Source organism: Prevotella rectalis (assembly GCF_900607215.1).
Taxonomy (GTDB): Bacteria; Bacteroidota; Bacteroidia; order Bacteroidales; family Bacteroidaceae; genus Prevotella; species Prevotella brunnea.
The window spans coordinates 1,043,426-1,061,923 of record NZ_LR027822.1 but is presented as its reverse complement, the minus strand read 5'-3'; the positions used below and the strand labels follow the sequence as shown (position 1 = coordinate 1,061,923).

Annotated in this window: 17 protein-coding genes and 1 tRNA gene; 6 read left to right on the top strand and 12 right to left on the bottom strand. The window is 46.8% G+C overall.

Annotated elements, in window-relative coordinates; translation table 11 throughout:
• Positions 1–11: 11 nt before the first annotated feature.
• Positions 12–188: a hypothetical protein gene (locus tag E0E16_RS13745; RefSeq protein ID WP_165444179.1), complete on the top strand. Its 177-nt coding sequence runs from the start codon at positions 12–14 to the stop codon at positions 186–188.
• A 32-nt stretch (positions 189–220) separates the two neighbouring features.
• The gene (locus E0E16_RS12815) at positions 221–1,066 is read left to right on the top strand and encodes an IS3 family transposase (protein WP_240048166.1); all 846 of its coding nucleotides are present in this window, start codon (positions 221–223) and stop codon (positions 1,064–1,066) included.
• Positions 1,067–1,551: 485 nt separating this feature from the next.
• On the opposite strand, the gene E0E16_RS12810 is transcribed toward E0E16_RS12815, so the two are convergent.
• The 9 genes from E0E16_RS12810 to prmC all read right to left on the bottom strand — a co-directional run bounded on the left by E0E16_RS12810 (position 1,552) and on the right by prmC (position 8,224).
• A complete protein-coding gene (locus E0E16_RS12810) occupies positions 1,552–3,099 on the bottom strand; it encodes a YifB family Mg chelatase-like AAA ATPase (RefSeq protein ID WP_130830563.1) in 1,548 nt (515 codons plus the stop codon).
• The gene (locus tag E0E16_RS12805) at positions 3,099–4,091 is read right to left on the bottom strand and encodes a TlpA disulfide reductase family protein (RefSeq protein WP_181951347.1); all 993 of its coding nucleotides are present in this window, start codon (positions 4,089–4,091) and stop codon (positions 3,099–3,101) included. Before E0E16_RS12805 ends, E0E16_RS12810 begins: the two co-directional genes overlap by 1 nt.
• 49 nt (positions 4,092–4,140) lie before the next feature.
• A tRNA-Leu gene (locus E0E16_RS12800) sits at positions 4,141–4,226 on the bottom strand.
• Between the two features lie 95 nt (positions 4,227–4,321).
• Positions 4,322–4,897, bottom strand: a complete 576-nt coding sequence (locus tag E0E16_RS12795; RefSeq protein WP_130830561.1) for a hypothetical protein — start codon at positions 4,895–4,897, stop codon at positions 4,322–4,324.
• A 193-nt stretch (positions 4,898–5,090) separates the two neighbouring features.
• Entirely contained in the window at positions 5,091–5,504 is a 414-nt protein-coding gene (locus tag E0E16_RS12790; RefSeq protein WP_130830560.1) for an SRPBCC family protein, read from the bottom strand.
• A gap of 16 nt (positions 5,505–5,520) precedes the next feature.
• Positions 5,521–6,153, bottom strand: a complete 633-nt coding sequence (gene pyrE, locus E0E16_RS12785) for an orotate phosphoribosyltransferase (RefSeq protein WP_130830559.1) — start codon at positions 6,151–6,153, stop codon at positions 5,521–5,523.
• A 34-nt stretch (positions 6,154–6,187) separates the two neighbouring features.
• The gene (locus E0E16_RS12780) at positions 6,188–6,910 is read right to left on the bottom strand and encodes a ComF family protein (RefSeq protein WP_240048153.1); all 723 of its coding nucleotides are present in this window, start codon (positions 6,908–6,910) and stop codon (positions 6,188–6,190) included.
• Positions 6,876–7,370: a regulatory protein RecX gene (locus tag E0E16_RS12775; RefSeq protein ID WP_130830558.1), complete on the bottom strand. Its 495-nt coding sequence runs from the start codon at positions 7,368–7,370 to the stop codon at positions 6,876–6,878. Before E0E16_RS12775 ends, E0E16_RS12780 begins: the two co-directional genes overlap by 35 nt.
• Entirely contained in the window at positions 7,367–8,224 is an 858-nt protein-coding gene (gene prmC, locus E0E16_RS12770; protein ID WP_130830557.1) for a peptide chain release factor N(5)-glutamine methyltransferase, read from the bottom strand. The genes E0E16_RS12775 and prmC overlap by 4 nt, the downstream gene beginning before the upstream one ends.
• A gap of 26 nt (positions 8,225–8,250) precedes the next feature.
• Between prmC and ribD the strand changes: the two genes are divergently transcribed.
• Positions 8,251–9,267 carry a bifunctional diaminohydroxyphosphoribosylaminopyrimidine deaminase/5-amino-6-(5-phosphoribosylamino)uracil reductase RibD gene (ribD, locus tag E0E16_RS12765; RefSeq protein WP_130830665.1) on the top strand — a complete coding sequence of 339 codons (1,017 nt, stop codon included), beginning with the start codon at positions 8,251–8,253 and terminating at the stop codon, positions 9,265–9,267.
• Positions 9,268–9,600: 333 nt separating this feature from the next.
• On the opposite strand, the gene secDF is transcribed toward ribD, so the two are convergent.
• The 3 genes from secDF to E0E16_RS12750 all read right to left on the bottom strand — a co-directional run bounded on the left by secDF (position 9,601) and on the right by E0E16_RS12750 (position 15,027).
• Complete coding sequence (gene secDF / locus E0E16_RS12760) at positions 9,601–12,633, bottom strand: protein translocase subunit SecDF (RefSeq protein ID WP_130830556.1); 3,033 nt, start codon at positions 12,631–12,633, stop codon at positions 9,601–9,603.
• 273 nt (positions 12,634–12,906) lie between these two features.
• On the bottom strand, positions 12,907–14,049 hold the full coding sequence (locus E0E16_RS12755) for an endonuclease/exonuclease/phosphatase family protein (protein WP_130830555.1): 1,143 nt from the start codon (positions 14,047–14,049) through the stop codon (positions 12,907–12,909).
• A gap of 36 nt (positions 14,050–14,085) precedes the next feature.
• The gene (locus E0E16_RS12750) at positions 14,086–15,027 is read right to left on the bottom strand and encodes a rhomboid family intramembrane serine protease (protein WP_130830554.1); all 942 of its coding nucleotides are present in this window, start codon (positions 15,025–15,027) and stop codon (positions 14,086–14,088) included.
• 198 nt (positions 15,028–15,225) lie between these two features.
• Here E0E16_RS12750 and E0E16_RS12745 point away from each other — a divergent pair, with 198 nt between their 5' ends.
• The 3 genes from E0E16_RS12745 to E0E16_RS12735 all read left to right on the top strand — a co-directional run bounded on the left by E0E16_RS12745 (position 15,226) and on the right by E0E16_RS12735 (position 17,991).
• Complete coding sequence (locus E0E16_RS12745) at positions 15,226–15,501, top strand: HU family DNA-binding protein (protein WP_130830553.1); 276 nt, start codon at positions 15,226–15,228, stop codon at positions 15,499–15,501.
• 192 nt (positions 15,502–15,693) lie between these two features.
• Positions 15,694–17,511 carry an arginine--tRNA ligase gene (gene argS / locus E0E16_RS12740; protein ID WP_130830552.1) on the top strand — a complete coding sequence of 606 codons (1,818 nt, stop codon included), beginning with the start codon at positions 15,694–15,696 and terminating at the stop codon, positions 17,509–17,511.
• 12 nt (positions 17,512–17,523) lie between these two features.
• Entirely contained in the window at positions 17,524–17,991 is a 468-nt protein-coding gene (locus tag E0E16_RS12735) for an RNase H family protein (protein WP_130830551.1), read from the top strand.
• The last annotated feature ends 507 nt before the right edge of the window (positions 17,992–18,498 follow it).

Here is an 18,498-nt window from a genome sequence, read left to right as displayed (position 1 = left end):
AGAGGTATCGTATGGCTCATAAAGAAACGAATTTGACAGACAATGAGATATTGCGCCAGAAGATAGTGAACCTCCAACACGCATTGTCTTTGGAGAAGATGCGCAGCCGTGCCTATGAGAAACTCATAGAGATAGCCGAATCCGAGGAGGGTATCAGCATCTTAAAAAAAGATGGTGCCAAACAGTAACGGCGCTGCGTGAGGAGTTTCCCGGTGTATCCGTGGAATTCCTCTGTGGGCTGTTTGGCAAGAAACGCCAGTGGTATTACGCAAGCAGCAAGCTTGTGATTTCTGAGCGGCAAAGGCGTAAACTGATAGTTGACAATGTACTCTACTATCGTGCCTGCTGTCCCGGGATAGGCGGTGTGAAACTGCACGTCCTCCTCAAGTCGGAGCTAGGTGAAGATGTTACTCATGGTCGCGACTCCTTCTTAAAACTACTTGCTTCAGAAGGACTTATGCTTCCCAAGAACAAGCGAAGACGTACAACGGACTCCAATCATCCTTATAGGAAGTATCCTAATCTTGTACAAGGTGTTACGGCAATGTATGCTAACCACATTTGGGCAGCCGACATAACCTACGTTTGGATTTACGGCAACGTCCTGTACCTCCATCTCATTACAGATGTTTACTCACATGCTGTCATAGGCTGGTGCTTATCCGAAACCATGGAGGCTATAAATACGAAGGAGGCATTGCTAATGGCAGTTAAGGCAGCCGGAGGAGGCAACCTCTGCGGAACGATACACCACTCTGACAGAGGTTCGCAATATGCCTGCCACCTATATGTTGAAACTCTTATGTGCCACCATATCAGGGTTAGTATGACAGAACGGTACAATCCTACGGACAATCCCGTGGCGGAAAGGACGAATGGAACCTTTAAGGTTGAGTGGATTTACCAGCAGGAGATGTACCGAGATTATGACCAGGCCAATATGGAAATCTCCAAGGCAATAGCCTTCTACAACTACAGACGACCGCATATGAGCATAGGAATGAAATGTCCGATGGATGTCTATAGAGGCGAACAGCCCGGGAGAAATCTTTGGAAAAAGAGATAAATGCTTGCAAAAAAGAAAAATATAACGTATCTTTGGAACGCCGAAAATATGGCGAACGACGGTCTTATGCCATCTTCACCAAAGGTCCCAGGGGGCATCGAGCCCCCTAAGACCTTGCCGAAAATATGACGGAACTTAGGTGTTGTCCATCTTCTTTTATGCAAGTGCACTGACTTCAAATTTAAACTATATAATGTTAATGTCAAGTCATTCAGTAAATAAGAAAATATTTGACAAGTAAAACAGAAATACATCGTCAGATCTGACAAGTGAATTCAGGAAAAGACAACCTGATAAGGATTGGGTTGCAAAAGCTTAGCTTTTGCAGCGTAAAAGGTGAGCTTTTGTGGTGCGTTTGCTTAGCTTTTGTGTTACAAAAGCTAAGCTTTTGCGCGATGTTTGTGAATAATCTTTACAATAAAACAAAAATCGGAAATAACAGCCCCGTTGTCTGTGAACCGTAATTAATGGAACAAGAGCGGAGATTAGAGTTCGCGTTCCGCCCAATCGCCCCGATCCAAACTGCGATAGCCTATTGCTTCGGCAATGTGCGAAGCCTGTACGACAGCCGAGCCTTCAAGGTCGGCAATGGTGCGTGCCACTTTTAAGATGCGGTTGTAGGCGCGGGCGGAGAGCTTGAGGCGCTCCATGGCGGAACGAAGTAGTGCCATCGACTGTTCGTCAGGTTCGGCAAACTGATGTATCATGCGTTCGGTCATCTGTGCGTTGCAATGAACTTTGGGATAAGACTTGAAGCGTTCGGTTTGGATGGCGCGTGCTTTCATGACGCGTTGGCGAATGGACGTGCTCGATTCGCCCGGTGCGGCTTTGCTGATATCGGCGAACGGCAGGGCACTTAGTTCTATCTGGAGGTCTATCCTGTCGAGTAAGGGTCCGGAAATTTTGGAGAGATAGCGTTGGATTTGTCCCGGCGTACAGACGCAATGGTGCGTGGGGTCTCCGTAGTATCCACACGGACAGGGGTTCATGCTTGCCACGAACATGAAGCTGCAGGGATAAGTAACGGTGTATTTGGCTCGCGAGATGGTGATGGAGCGGTCTTCCAAAGGTTGTCGAAGCACCTCTAACGTGTGTTTGTTGAACTCCGGTAACTCGTCGGTGAACAACACGCCGTTGTGTGCAAGTGTGATTTCGCCCGGCATGGGTGTCATTCCGCCTCCCACGAGGGCTACTTCGGATATTGTGTGGTGAGGACTGCGAAAGGGGCGTTGTGTTATCAATCCGGAGTCTCTTTGCAGTTTTCCGGCAATGGAATGAATTTGGGTGGTTTCCAAACTCTCCGTGAGCGACAGGGGTGGCAGAATGGAGGGCAATCGTTTTGCCATCATGCTCTTTCCGCTTCCCGGCGGACCCACCATAATGACGTTGTGTGAGCCGGCGGCAGCCACTTCCAAAGCTCGCTTCACGTTTTCTTGTCCGCGAACGTCGGCAAAATCCAAGTCGTTGGTGGACTGATGTTCATAAAATTCTTTTCGGGTGTCCACCACGCATGGTGTGGCATCGTAGCTGCCATTGAGAAACGCGATGACTTCCGACAGGTTATTCATGCCATACACTTCCAACGAGTCCACTACGGCAGCCTCGTGCTCGTTGGCTTTTGGCACAATGAGTCCCTTAAACTTGTCAGCACGCGCTTTGATGGCAATGGGTAAAGCTCCTTTTACGGGGCGCAGGCTTCCGTCGAGGCTTAACTCGCCCACGAGCATGTACTCCTCAAGTCGATCGGTGTGCATTTTCTCGTTGGCGGCAAGCACGGCAACAGCCAACGGAAGGTCAAAGCTTGAGCCTTCTTTGCGTAAATCGGCAGGCGAGAGATTGGCGGTGATGTCGGCAACGGGGAATTTATAGCCTATGTTCAGCAAGGCAGCAGCAATGCGGTCGTGGCTTTCTTTCACGGCGGTATCGCCCAATCCGGATAAATGATAGAGCACGCCACGCGTGATGCTTACCTCAACGGTAACGGTTGTTACCTCCATTCCGTTCACTGCCGCGCAATAGGTTTTTACAAGCATTATATATTAAGGTTGGTCAGCCGTTGTCTGAGTGTATTGGCATTCACGCCTCGTTCGGTTATCCTGCCGTTCCTGACAACGATATTATCGGGAAGGGTATTCAGACCTAACGTCTTGAACAATTTTCCCTCCATCATTCGTCCGTCGCAAATGTTCCGGAAAGTTATGTTGTCGCGTTTCAGCGCATCGCGAGCTTGATTGGGCGATGCGTCCACACAGATGCCAATGACGGTTGCTTGTCCTTTTTGAGAGAATTCCTCCAAGAGGCGTTGTGTTTCCATGCTCTCATAATCCCACGTAGCCCACGCGTTGAAGATGATGGTCTTGCCTTTCAGGTCGGCGTTTGTGAGAAGTTTTCCATTCAAGTCTTTTGCTGAAAACTTTGGCAGCTGACTTCCGATTGTGGCATTCTTCAATCCGGACAACTGGCTTTTGAGTCGTGCGAGCGTTCCGTTCTTGAGTTGTTTCTTCGCCATGAGGTTCACAAGTTGCGCTGCCTGTTTGAAATCGGCTCCTTCGCTTTGTAGGAGATATTTCTCGGTGAGATATACGCTGACGGGTGATTCGGGATGGTCTTTCACAAAGCGTATTGCCGCCTTTTGTTCCTCGGGCGGGGAAGCTGACGAAACTTGTTTTCGGAATTGTGTCATCAGATCGTTGGCTTCCGTTCCCTTTATCTCCATTTCCTTCAGGTGTGAGGCATCGGCTTTCATTTCCACGGCTTTTCCCGATTCGGTGAAGACAGGTTGCGTGGAAAAGTTGGGAAAGATGAGCACAAGTGTCGCCGCATATCGACATGGTATCTCATACGTAAATCGTCCACCCTGTATCTTGATGGTGTCCATTCCGTCGATAGCCCCATCGGGACTATACACATAAAGTTCTCCTTGATTGATGTGCAACAAGCGACCTTCCATCTTGAAGTGCCCACTGCGAGTACCACAAGAAACCAATAGCAATAAGAATGTAATAAAAAAAACTATTCGTTTCATGTGAATAAGGTTTAAGAAGTGTTTCCAAACTTATCTTGGAACTTGCAAGTGCCGCGAGCGGGACTCGAACCCGCACAGCCATTTCTGGCCAAGGGATTTTAAGTCCCTCGTGTCTACCAATTCCACCATTGCGGCAAACCGCTTGCAAAGATAAGGCAATTTATCGAATATGACAAAATTATTGCAATTTTTTTATCACATTCCTTTCTGCTACCAATTCAGGGTTAGCCCTAATAGACGCGCAATAGTCCGTTCGGACCGGTGGTGTTGGCGCGATATTTCACCAAGGACTTTCCCTTGTCGCCCGAAACAATATTCCCTCCTGTGTTCATGTTGTAACTTCTGCGACACGTTTTGCAAAAAGCTGTTCCGGCTTCGTTCAGCGTAAGCTCGTAACTGCGCATGGGAAAAGTTTTGAGATGGAAACAATTGGGGCATTGCAGGTCGTAAGCGTAGAACTTTGCCGGCTGTTCTAAATTTCCGAAACCAACAATGAGTCCTTGTTTCATGCCTACATGGTGATAACTCTCTAACCTTGAGTCGATGGCATTGAACCGTTTCTCTGATGAAAGTCCATGATTATTGGTAAAATCAAAATAGTTTGACCCATTCTTAAACACGGGTTTGATGACTGTAAACACGCCCGGAGAGCCCACATTCATGGCACTTGCGAGTGTGGCATCCAAGTGTGTGGAATTGTCAATGGTGAGATTGCAGTGATAATCGCTGTACTCGAAATCTATATTGTCGCCGCAAGCTACGAGAAATAGCAACACGCAAAGTTCAATCCATGAAAATCTGTTCATATTGTCGCGTTATTTGGTCTTCAATCAATGTATGAAACGAGAAGCGTAGCTCATACCGTGAGATACGTAGGGTCTTGTGATGACAAGACATATATGCCGCTACCGGTGAGATACGTATGTCGGTGGTAATGAGATACGTATCTCAAAGTGGCGAGATATGTATGCCATAGCAGGATTATCGGCAAGCGAAAGCCTATTCGTAAGGAATCATTGCCAACACGTCGGCAATTTTCTCTATTCCCTCCTGTAGTGGCTTTGCGACCATTCCCTTAGCGAAGAAAGGTATTTCGGCATCTATGGTCAGTCGAATCTTGGAACTTGCTTCGCCGGTGGGCAGGATTTGTATCCAAAAATTAAAGGATATAGGCGATTTCTCGCTTGCAAACTTTATCATTTTGGGTTCTTCTCGTTCCATGATGCGCATACTCACATGACCAACCGGTGGCACGCTGATGGAGATAGTGTCGCTGTCGAAAGTTAAATCTTTTAATTTTTCTTCCGGAACTGCCCCTTTCACCCGTTCGATGTTTCTCAGATCGCTCAGCATCTTATAGACACTTTGCTGCGAATAGGGGATTTGCTTTATGCTGCTTTCAAACTTACTCATCTGTTTTTTCCTTGCTTTACTTTTTCCAATTGGCAGGATCTACGCGCCATTCGTCGAGCATCGGTACATCTTCTTTCTTGATATAACCCGTTTCCAATGCTTTCTCCACCACGTTGTGATAATCGGTGAGCGTTACGAGCTGCACGTTTGCGTCGCGGAAAGCTTGTTCTGCCACCGGGAAGCCATAGGTATAGGATGCCACCATGCCTACAACTTCGAAGCCGGCTTCACGTAAAGCAGCCACAGCCTTCAGCGAAGAGCCACCGGTGGAGATTAAATCCTCTACCACCACTACTTTCGCGCCTTTGGGCAGTTCGCCTTCGATTTGGTTTTTCATGCCGTGGTCTTTCGGTTTCGGGCGAACGTATGCGTAAGGCATTGCCAATTCGTCGGCAACCAGTGCGCCCTGAGCTATTGCTCCGGTAGCTACGCCGGCAACAGCGGTTGCTTCGGGGAAATGCTTCATAATGGCATGGGTGAGCTCCAGCTTTACGAAGGAGCGTACATCGTGATACGAAAGCGTTTTGCGGTTATCGCAATAGAATGGTGAGTGCCATCCACTTGCCCATAGGAAAGGATCGTTGGGTTGCAATTTAATGGCTTTAATGCTCAAGAGTTTTCCTGCGAATATTTTTTTTAAGTCTTCCATTGTTTCTTTAAGTTGCTTTTCTGTGCAAAGATAGTTAACTTTTAGTGAATCCCAAAGCCAAGATACTTATTTTTACGTTTTGGGCTTTCATCACTTCTTTGCCAAGTGCTGTTATGGTGGCACCTGTGGTTATGACATCATCTATCAGTAACACGTGTTTGTTCTCAAGCGTTTTGGCACGTAACAGTTCAAAGTCGTTCTCAACGTTCATATTGCGTTCCCATCTGTTTCTCTTTGTTTGGCTACCTTTGAACGACTTGCGTCTTACGGCATTCTCCACAATTGGCAAGTGAGTTGCCGACTTAATGCCACGCGCTATCTCCACACTTTGGTTGTAGCCTCTGAGCCGAATGCGTTTTCGTGCCAACGGAACAGGTAGCAGGAGGTCAATGCCCTCGAAGAAACCCGTGGGTAGATATTCTTCTGCTATCATTCTTCCCAATTCCGTTCCTATCTCCGGATGGTCGTAATACTTCAATTTATAGATAAGGTGGCTGAAGAGTGCCTGTGGTTGATATAGGCAAAAGGCGACACATTTCTCTATGGGGATTCTGCCCCAGAAAAGTCTGGCAAGCTCATTGTCGTAAGGCGAAAGATAATAGTTTCTTCTTGGAAGTGCAAGGTTGCAGTTGGCGCAGAGCATTCGTTCCGTTATGCTTAATCTATTGCCGCATGCCGGACAAGCACGTGGTGCGATAAGGTCGATTAAACGAGCAAAAAAACTATTCGAAGGTTTCATCGTCAATTTCTGTTTCATCGTCGATGCACTTGCGAATGAGATCGATGGTGAACCCACGCCCCATTGCGAACTTTATAAGTTTCATGGAACGTTCATAGTCGGTTGTGGCTTTTATTCCCGGAAGTTTGTTTTTCAGAAGCGGTCGCAGCACGGTCAGATACTCATCATCCGGCACCTCGTCTAAAATAGGTCGCGAAATCTGTTCGGGCACTCGTTTCATCCATAATGCCTGTTCTATCTTTTTTCGTCCCCATTTGTTGTATGCGATTTTATCGTGCACGAAAAAGCGTGTAAAGCGTTCATCATCGATGTATTTGTGCTCGATGAGATAGTCTGTAATTCGTTCTTGCGCATCGGTGGACAGTCCCCATTTGTGCATCTTCTCCTGCATTTCTCCGGAGCAATGCTCTCCGCGGGCACATAGGTTGCCGAGTTTTTTCAATGCTTCAGCTTCTGTCATCGGTTTCATTGGTTTCATGGTCGAAAGGCTTTAATGAATCGTTGTTTTCCGAATGGGTCGTTCCTCAGCTGCATTCCGACGAATCCCAAAGCGGTCAATGCTTCTCTCACCTTATATATATAATGTGGATTGGTTTCGAAATAGAGTGCTCCGCCCCTGCTTAACGTTTTCGATGCGTATTCGGCTATGGCTCGATAGAAGCGCAGTGGGTCGTCATTGGGAACGAAGAGGGCTTCTTCCGGTTCATAATCCAATACGTTTCGTTCCATTTCTCCGCGTTCTTTCTCACAGATATAGGGCGGATTACTTACGATAATGTCGAACTCTTCGCTTCCCTTGCTTGGATGAAGTATATCCACACATTGAAAGTTTACGTTGGCTCCCAGTCTCAACGCGTTGCTGCGAGCTGTTAGCAGTGCGTTGCCGGAGAGATCCCATGCGGAAACGGAAGAGTTATCGAGGTCTAATGCCAGCGTAATGGCAATACATCCGCTTCCCGTGCCCACGTCCAAGATGCTTAATGGTTTTGGGGGGCGTAAGGCGCAATAAGGGTGGTCGTAATCTTCCATCACCCATCGGCAGAGCGTTTCGGTCTCGGGACGTGGTATCAGCACTCCTTTTTCCACATGAAAGCCACGGTGCATGAAGTCGGCTTCGCCCAAGACGTATTGCACCGGTTCCGATTGCTCCAACCGGAGCATCATTTTTTCGAGTTCGGCTGCGTCGTCTGTGGATAATTCATTAACTTTGCCTGCGTAAACATCCGTTGGAGTTAGTCCGAAGCGGACTTCCAAGACGGTGCGCACGATGGCTTGTGCCTCGCCTTCGGGATAAAGAGGTGTGAGTCGTTTGCACAATTTCTGATATGACATTTTGCAAAGGTAGAAAATAAATGGATATGATACAAACGGAAACAGACGAAATGTATATGCGACGCTGTTTGCAACTCGCAAAAAACGGTCAGCTATCGGCAAGACCCAACCCAATGGTCGGTGCGGTAATCGTGAGTGAAGAAGGCAGGATTATCGGCGAAGGTTGCCACATTCGTTGCGGCGAGGGACATGCGGAGGTCAATGCGTTCGCCTCAGTGCGTGCTGAAGACGAACCGTTGCTTGACAAAGCCACGCTCTATGTTAGTCTTGAACCGTGTTCGCACTATGGGAAGACACCCCCCTGTGCCGATCTCATTGTTCGCAAAGGCGTAAGACGTGTGGTCTGTGGTTGCATAGACCCTTTCTCCGAGGTGCAGGGACGAGGCATACGGCGCATCAGGGATGCGGGAATAGAAGTTACGACGGGGGTGCTGGAGAAAGAATGCTTGGACCTGAATCGGAAATTCATCACTTTTCACACTCATAAGCGTCCTTACATTCTACTAAAATGGGCACAGACTGTCAATGGCAAAATAGGCAATTCGACCGCGCGACCTTCACAAAACGGCACGAGCGCGCAATTACGGCATATCCCTCTGCTCCTCTCCACACCTTTCACCAAAATGCTGGTGCACAAACTGCGTGCTGAGAACGATGCCATACTTGTGGGACGGATAACCGAAGAGTTGGAACATCCGCGATTGAACGTGCGAGAATGGAGTGGTAACAGTCCGCAGAAGTTTGTTTTGTCTTCCTCGCTTTCATTTCAGAATCCGGCACACGTCTTCCCAAACATTCCCTCGCTTCTCAAACATCTGTACGAGAATGAGATGCAAAGTCTGGTTGTGGAAGGTGGGAGAAAACTCCTTCAATCGTTCATCGACCGGGGTTTATGGGACGAGATAAGGGTGGAAACCGCCCCTTTCGTTGTGGAGGATGGAACCGATGCACCCACGTTGCCCAAGAATTTAACCATCACACAAGTGGGAAACTTCGGGAATACGATTATCACCTATAGGCGGAAGACCTCGGAAAGTGAATGAACAGATACTTTTTATGGCTTTTTGCCGGTATGAGAAAGCAGTTTTGATACCGACGTTCACCACCAATTTCCAAAAGCTCACCTTTTGCATTGCAAAAGGTGAGCTTTTGACAGCTAAAAGGTAAGCTTTTAGAGTGTAAAAGCTAAGCTTTTGAATACTGTCTCGTAAAGTACTTATTTTCAAGAGTTTATAGACTCGTTTTTCGCTTGTGTGTTTTTAGAGAATTGTTCCGTTTTTTTCCTTCGCATTTTTTCATTTTTGGGAAAACAAAAGGTCGGCACTTACTGTGAAGTACCGACCTTTTTTGATTATTTGTCATAAAGTTTATGCCCCTTAACTCTTCGTTTCGTCAGCCGTAGCGACCGCCAAGCGGTTTTCTATTTTCTTTCCCAATACCAAATAAGCTACCGGCGAAGCAATGAAAATGGAAGAGAGTGTACCGATGATCACACCGATAATCATCGCGAACGAGAAGCTGCGAATGCTGTCGCCACCGAGTACAAAGATGGATACTAATACAATCAAGGTGGAAACAGAGGTGTTGACGGTACGTGCGAGGGTCTGGTTAATGGAATCGTTGAATAACGCCTGCATATCGGTCTTGTTCAGACGATGCTTGTTGTTGCGCAGATTCTCGCGAATACGGTCATATACAACCACGGTATCATTGATGTCGTAACCGATTACCGTCAGGATGGCACCGATGAACGTCTGGTCAATCTCGAGCGAGAATCCTATCCATCCATAGCATAGTGAGAAAATGCCCACTACGATTGTCGTGTCGAGAATCAAACCTACGATAGAACCTACAGAGAAACCGATGTTGCGGAATCGGAGAAGGATGTAGAGGAAGATGAACACGATGGCAAGTGCAACGCTGATGATGGCACCGTGGGTGATGTCCTTTGCCACCGACGGACCAACCTTTGCCGAGCTGATGATGGATCCACCCTCGCGGATGTCCGGGTTTTTGAAACTTTCCACGTCTTTCTGACTTACGAAGTTTCCTTTCTTCAACGCGGTGTAGAGCAAGTTCTCTGCATGGTCGTCTTCAGCCGGATCGTTGGAATCGATATTGTAGTTAGTGGATACACGGATGGTGTTGCCCTCCGTTCCCAAGGCGATGACATTGGTGGTGGCAAGTTTGCCGGCATTCTCTCCATTGGTATTGACAAACGCATTCTCCAATACCTTGCGAACCTCCTCGACATGTACCGATTTATTCAACGTAACGACATAGTTGCGACCTCCGGTGAAGTCGATGCTCTGGCTCAGTCCGCGAACAGCGAAACTAACGATGCAGATAACAATGGCAATGCCCCATGCGGTGAAGCTCTTCTTGTACATGCTCATGAAGTGCCAGTTTGTGTTCTGCAACATGTTCTTGCTGATGGAAGTATGGAATTTCTGGTTGAGCCATTTGTCTTTCTTCAGACGGTTCTCGTAGATGATACGAGTTACGAACACTGCGGTGAAGAAAGAGCAAACCAAACCGATGATCCAAGTGGTGGCGAAGCCTCGGATGGGACCCGTACCCGTTACAAGGAGGATGACACCGGTGATGAGCGAGGTGAGGTTGGAGTCGAAGATGGCAGAGAAAGCATTGCTGTAACCGGCTTTCAGAGCCTCTTTGATGCCCTTGCCTGCTCGCATCTCTTCCTTGATGCGCTCGTAGATGAGCACGTTGGCATCAACGGCGGTACCAAGCGTTAGCACGATACCGGCAATACCCGGCATGGTTAGTGCCGATTGGAATGAGGCGAGGATGCCTAACGTAAAGAAGAGGTTGGCAAGCAACGCAGCGTTGGCGAGCATACCGGGGATGAGGTCGTACATGACAATCATGTAAATCATCAGGAGTACGAAAGCAATTCCAAACGACCACAGACCTTGACGGATGGATTGTGCACCCAGTGTAGGACCTACCACTTCTTCTTGTACGATGCGTGCCGGAGCAGGCATTCTACCAGATTTCAGGGTGTTGGCAAGGTCTTTCGTGTCTTCTATGGTGAACGATCCGGAAATGGACGACTGACCGCCATCAATCTCCTGCTTGATGCGCGGTGAAGTGTAAACAAGCCCATCGAGAACAACGGCAATGGCTTTGCCGATGTTTGTCTTTGTCAGGTTAGCCCATTGACGTGCGCCGTCGGCATTCATGCTCATGCTTACTTCCGGACGCCCGAATTGGTCGAACTGGTCTTTGGCATCTGTTATCACATCACCTTCCAACGGTGCGCGACCATCGGCGGTGGTTATTTTCAAGGCATGCAATTCGTAGATATTCTTCTGTTGCACACCATCTGCCGGCTTCGCGCTCCAAAGCAGACGCAAGTCGGAAGGCAATACCTGTTTTGCCAAACGGCTGTAAATAATTTTGTTTATGGCTGCCGTATCACGTGCGCTGGCATAGCCCACCATGCTTAACGCATCGCCCGGAACGAGCTGCAACATTGATAACAAGGGGTTGCGCTTCTTTGCTGCTGCCATCTGAGCATTGGTACTTTTGGCAACAAGTTTATTATCTCTTTTCAACGAGAGTTTTGATGTGGGTTGGGTTGCCTTGGTCTGGGCACTTGCTTCTGCTTTGGCAGTGTCGTTGTCTTCCACCTTTGTATCGCCGTTAGCCAACCGTTGGTCAAGCTGTGTTAAATAAGGTGCGATTTCTTGGTTGTTGTATGTCTCCCAAAACTCAAGATTAGCGGAGCCTTGCAAGAGTTTGCGCATACGTTCCGGTTCACGGATACCCGGCATTTCCACCATGAGTCTGCCTTCCTGACCCTCAAGTTTCTGAATGTTGGGCTGAACCACTCCAAACTGGTCGATACGGTTGCGCACCACGTTGTAGGAATTGTCGATGGCTGCCGTGATTTCTTCGCGAAGCGCGGCTTCCACTTCCTTGTCAGTACTCTGGGTGTTCACCTTGCCTTTGAGCTGTTGTGTGGCGAATATCTCTGCCAGTCTGTGTCCCGGAGCATTCTTGTGGTATGCATCAATGAAGAGAGAGATGAAGTCTGCCTGACTGGTCATTTCCTGTTCCTTTGCTTCTTCCATCGACTTTACGTAGGCTGCATCGGTCTTGTGGTCGGCGAGCACATCCACTACGTCGGGAACGGAAATCTCAAGGATAACGTTCATACCGCCTTTAAGGTCAAGTCCGAGACCTATCTGTGTTTCAAGACACTTTTGGTAGGAGTAAATACCCATGTACTTCACAGAGTCCTTATAGTCCTGTTGCGCAATAGGGTCTTTAATCTTTGCCGCCTGACTGTCATAGTAGCTTGTTGCTACCGTGAAAGACAAGTAGAAAATGCTTGCAAGCGTCAGCAAGACGGCAACACAAATTACTAATCCTTTGTTTTGCATTTTATTTGTTTGATTTGATTTATTGTTTTTTCATCGCAATCAGCCTTCCGACTTTTCGACAACCAATGGGCTTTTGCCCTTCGCGCTTCCTCTGATTGTCCTTTGATTTTTTGCCTTTCAGCTTAGGGAAATCTCTGACCGTTGCATTGTTATCAACAGTTCCCCGGTTGATGGCTCGCTTCTTTTTGTTTGTTCTTTACTCAATATATAGACGTGCAAAGATAGTTATTTTTTCACGTTTTAGAAAATTTAAACGATTTTATTCTCTATTTTTTAAGGTTTTGGCGTGAATTTTAGCCATGTGTAGATAGGATAATGATCGGATGCCGCTATTTTATTATCCACTTTCGCTCCATAAGGCTTGAAATCATCCGAACAAAAAATATGATCGATGCGGAAATACATTCCGCTCCGGTTATAGGATATTCCCGGACCATTACCGCAGGATACATAGCAATCGGTCAGAAGCTTCTCTATCGTGTGGTGGGCGTAGCTTATCGGGCTATCATTGAAGTCGCCACAGAGGATAATGGGCATTCGTCGGCTTTGATATTTCTTCACGTATGCTGCCACGGTTTCCACTTGTGGAGCACGCAAGGTGGCAGCGGTGGTAAGCTTGTCGATCAATCGCGTGGGGACTTCCGGTGCGTCTAAGTTGTTCAAAGGATCTTTCACGATGCTCTTATAGCTCTCTTTGTCTTCCTCAGTCATGCGATTGCTCTCAAAGTGGTTGTTGATAACAAGCACTTCCGTGCCATGATAATCAATGATATACGCGAAACTACTGTTTCCTTCCGATTCGTATGCTATTCTTTCTTTTCGGAGTATGGGGAATCTACTCAGCAAGATCATGGTTTGCCCATATTTTATGGGAGCTTTCTCAGCATCGCAATAAGGGAATGCTGCCCTGAAACGTTTGAAAACATTTTTTCGTTTCACACCCATCGTGTCCGCTTCCTGCAAACAAACGATGTCGGCTTTACTGTCGAGGATATAATTCACAATCGGATTATCCTCATTCTCATCCAAATCCTCAACAGCGAACATGAAAACGTTGTAGGAAAGCACTTTCAATGATTTGAAAGGGGGATCCTTTGGTGGGTTGAAAGGGGTGTATTTGCGAATGGGCACATAGCACATTAACAGTCCGAGTAAGGGAAGCCAAACCATTCTCGCGCGAAAAAAGACCCAAAAGACAAGGAATCCCAGATTGATAATCAAGAGAATGGGAAACCCCAGTCCGAGAATGGACCATAAGGCGTGTTCCGTCGGATTGATTCTGTCGGAGAAACCCACCATCATCATGGCGATGATTGTCAGCACGTTGAGAACTTTTAAGAGCAGGAATAAGAACCATCGGTGGTTTTTTCTTTGTGTACCACTTTCCGCTTTGCTGTCTTTACCGAGAAAAAACATTGCTTTTCGATATTTTTGGTATAGAGAGACTCGTGCTTACTTGCTGTTGTCAAACAGTCTTTGTTTTTCTTCTTTTGTCAGACTGTCATATCCACTCTTGCGAATCTTGTCGAGAATCTTGTCAATTTCTTCCTGTTCGCGTTTTTTTCGTGTGTTATAATCCCAGTCGCTTTCAGGTTGTTGCGTGTTCTTCGTGTGCCAATCCGAGTAATCGCTACCTTGTCGCTTGCCGGTCGTTCGGGTTTTGCGTTGTTCCCAGTTGTTGCGCAGGTGGTTAAAGAACTGTTCACCTCTGTTCATTCCAAAGTCATCTCCGGCGTATGGGTGTTTCTGCCAATACTTGATGAGTAGAAATCCGAAAAGCATTCCTCCCAAGTGGGCGAGATGTGCCACACCATCGTTGCTTGTTCCAAAAGCGGAAAACAGCTCAATGGCGATGGAACCAATGATGATCCATTTCGCCTTGATGGGAATGGGAATGGGAATGATGAACATTCGTTCTTCGGGGAACATCATTCCAAATGCCAACAGCACACCATAGATGGCACCCGATGCCCCCACCGTAGTCCAAAGGTTCAGATAATCGCCCATGATCATCCTCATGCCGTTTATGTTCACATATTGATAGGCAGAGAGTCCTTCCATCATATATGAACCATATTGAGCCAATTCTTGGCAAATTCCGGCTCCAACTCCACAGATCAAATAATAAAACAGAAATTTCTTTGGCCCCCAAACGTTCTCAACCACCATTCCGAACATCCACAACATAAACATGTTCATCAGGATGTGCATGAAACCGCCGTGCATGAACATATAAGTGAATAGTTGCCACAGATGGAAATCCTCTGCGAGGAAAAAGTGCAGTCCGAATATCTTGTTGAGATCTATCCCCATTCTTCCCGTTCCCATCGTCATGAGGAACATCAGGATATTAATGATCAGCAAGTTTTTTGTTACAATTGGTAGATTACGCATAATTTGATAACATTCTATTTCAGCACGCAAAATTACGAAATTTTCCTGTTATCGCGCATAAATCGCGCATATAAGCACTTTTTTTTAGTAATTTCTTCACTTTTCTTTGCTTTTTGTTTGTATTACGAAATGAAACAAGTATATTTGCAACAAAGAAAGTAGATAATTTATATATATTTAATAAAAAAGATTAAGGTTATGAACAAATCAGAACTGATTGAGAAGATTGCAGCCGGCGCAGGTTTGAGCAAGGCTGACGCAAAGAAAGCATTGGACGCAACAACAGCTGCCATTAAAGAGGCATTGGTTGCAAGTGACAAGGTTCAGTTGGTAGGCTTCGGTACATTCTCTGTTACGGAGCGTCCGGCTCATGAAGGAATCAATCCGGCAACAAAGCAGAAAATTACGATTGCCGCTAAGAAAGTTGCCAAGTTCAAGGCTGGTGCCGAGTTGGCAGACGCAGTAAACGCTTAACGAAAGTAAGCGTAAAAATGAAAAGGACGTTCCGTAGGGAGCGTCTTTTTTTATTGTCCCCGGCACGAAACACCCGAGGCAGAGCATGGGATGCCCCCAATTGAAATATGTCCGCTCCTTTATCTTTATATGTGAGCCGGGACTTTTTTCTTTTTTTTTATTACCTTTGCAGGCATATAATCATTTACGAACATGAAGATAGAAGAACAGATAACTCATGCGGCACTTTCAGCCGTGAAAGAACTATATGGAACGGAAGTGCCCGCGACAATGATTCAGTTGCAAAAAACCCGTTCCGGATTTGAGGGAAACCTTACGCTCGTTACCTTTCCATTGTTGAAAACCTCGCGAAAGAAGCCTGAAGATACGGCGAGAGAACTGGGAGAACATCTCAAGAAGAACTGTAAGGCAGTGGAGGGTTTTAACGTTGTGAAAGGCTTTCTTAACCTCGTTGTTGCTCCGGCAGCATGGATTGGACTGCTCAATGATATTCATGCCGACGAGAAGTTTGGAGAGAAACGCTTAACGGCGGACAGTCCGTTGGCAATGGTGGAGTATTCTTCGCCCAACACGAACAAGCCCCTGCATTTGGGGCACGTACGCAATAATCTGCTCGGATGGGCATTGGCGCAAATCATGGAAGCCAATGGTTACAAGGTGATAAAGACCAACATTGTGAACGACCGCGGCATCCATATCTGCAAGTCCATGTTGGCGTGGCAGAAATGGAGTGAGGGCGTTACTCCTGAGAAAGCAGGAAAGAAAGGCGACCACCTCATTGGTGATTTCTATGTGGCTTTTGACAAACATTATCGTGCCGAACAGAAAGAGTTGATGGAGAAATACACTTCGCTGGGCATGGACGAAGAAACAGCCAAGAACAAGGCAGAACAAGAGTCGCCATTGATGAAGGAAGCTCGCGAGATGCTCGTGAAATGGGAAGCCGGAGATTCAGACATTCGCAATCTTTGGCGAACAATGAATGGTTGGGTGTACGCGGGCTTCGACGAAACTTACAAAGCTCTGGGCGTGAGTTTCGATAAAATTTACTACGAGAGCAATACCTATCTCGAAGGAAAGAAAAAGGTGGAAGAGGGCTTGGCGAAAGGGCTTTTTATCCGTAAGGAAGATAATTCCGTATGGGCTGATCTCACCGATGAAGGACTCGATCAGAAGTTGCTTCTCCGAGGCGATGGCACTTCGGTTTATATGACTCAGGACATCGGTACGGCGGAAATGCGTTTCAAGGATTATCCCATCGACAAGATGATTTATGTGGTGGGCAACGAGCAAAACTATCATTTCCAAGTGCTCTCCATCCTTCTCGATAGGTTGGGATTCAAATGGGGAAAAGACCTTGTCCACTTCTCCTACGGCATGGTGGAACTTCCCAACGGGAAGATGAAAAGTCGCGAGGGAACCGTGGTAGATGCCGACGACCTCATCGAAGCCATGATTTCCGATGCTCGCAAGACATCGGATGAACTTGGAAAATTTAAGGATATGAGTGAGGAAGAGAAGAACGAGATTGCTCGTGTCGTGGGGTTGGGTGCCTTGAAATACTTTATTCTGAAAGTAGATGCACGCAAGAACATGCTCTTCAATCCGGAGGAGTCGATTGACTTCAATGGCAACACGGGTCCATTCATTCAATATACTTACGCCCGAATCAGAAGCATCCTGCGCAAAGCTGCGGAAACGAAGTTCACGGTGCCTGCCACACTGCCCGATGATGCGCCTTTGAACGAGAAAGAAATTCAGCTCATCCAGAAAATGAACGATTTTGGCGTGGCAGTGGCACAAGCGGGAATAGACTACAGTCCGAGTGGCATTGCCAACTATTGTTACGAGCTGACCAAGGAATTCAATCAGTTCTATCATGACTACAGCATTCTCAACGCCGAAAGCGAGGAAGAAAAGAGCGTGCGTCTGGTTCTTGCCCACGATGTAGCCAAGATTATCAAAAACGGCATGGCATTGTTGGGAATAGAGGTTCCCGAACGGATGTAATGGTTTCAGGTTATGTTACAAAATCCTCCGAACAACCGCCACGACACTGTGTTGCCCTTGCCACTTGAAGTGAAAGCAAACGCATGGGCAGTGGATGCCGCCTGCTCGGGCAATCCCGGTCCCATGGAGTATCGCTGCGTTGATTTGGCAACGGGAGCGCAAGTCTTTCATTTCGGACCAACGTGGGGTACGAATAACATCGGTGAGTTCCTTGCCATCGTGCACGCGCTCGCGCTGATGGAGAAACAAAGCATCACCGATAAGGTGATTTATAGCGACTCTTACAATGCCATAACATGGGTGAAAAAAAAGAAATGTAAGACCAAATTGGAACGCAACATGAAAACGGCGGAATTGCATAACATCATCGCACGAGCTGAGAAATGGTTGCAAATGCACGCGGTGCTTGTACCCATGATAAAATGGGAGACGAAAAGGTGGGGCGAGATACCTGCCGATTTCGGTAGAAAAGGCGTGTGATTCGTTGCCGGCCTGTGCGATGGATTAACGCGATGGAAAATGGAAAAACCGCGATGTTTTATCTTCCAATGCACGTTTTCGGCTTATGGATTAGCGATGGCACATTCAGGCGAAGGCAAACGAATTCTTGATGGCGAACATGCTACCTGACCAACGAAATTGCATGATAAAAACAGGGATAAAAACTCGCTTTGTATCTTACTGATAATCAATACGTTATTAATCTCGATTTAAAAGCTTAGCTTTTGCACTCCAAAACATGACCTTTTGCAATGCAAAAGCTAAGCTTTTAAAAAGTGAAAGCTAAGCTTTTAGTAGATGGAACAAAAAAATATTACTGTCCGCTAAACATCCCACATTTTTTATGAATTAGGGCTGACACTTCTCACGAGGTATCAGCCCTTTTTGTTATCTTTGCTTTTGTTTCCAAACTCAGATAACATGGGCAAAAGTACACATTTCTTCGGACAGCCGGTATATGGTCAGCTGATAAAATCTCTCGACCAT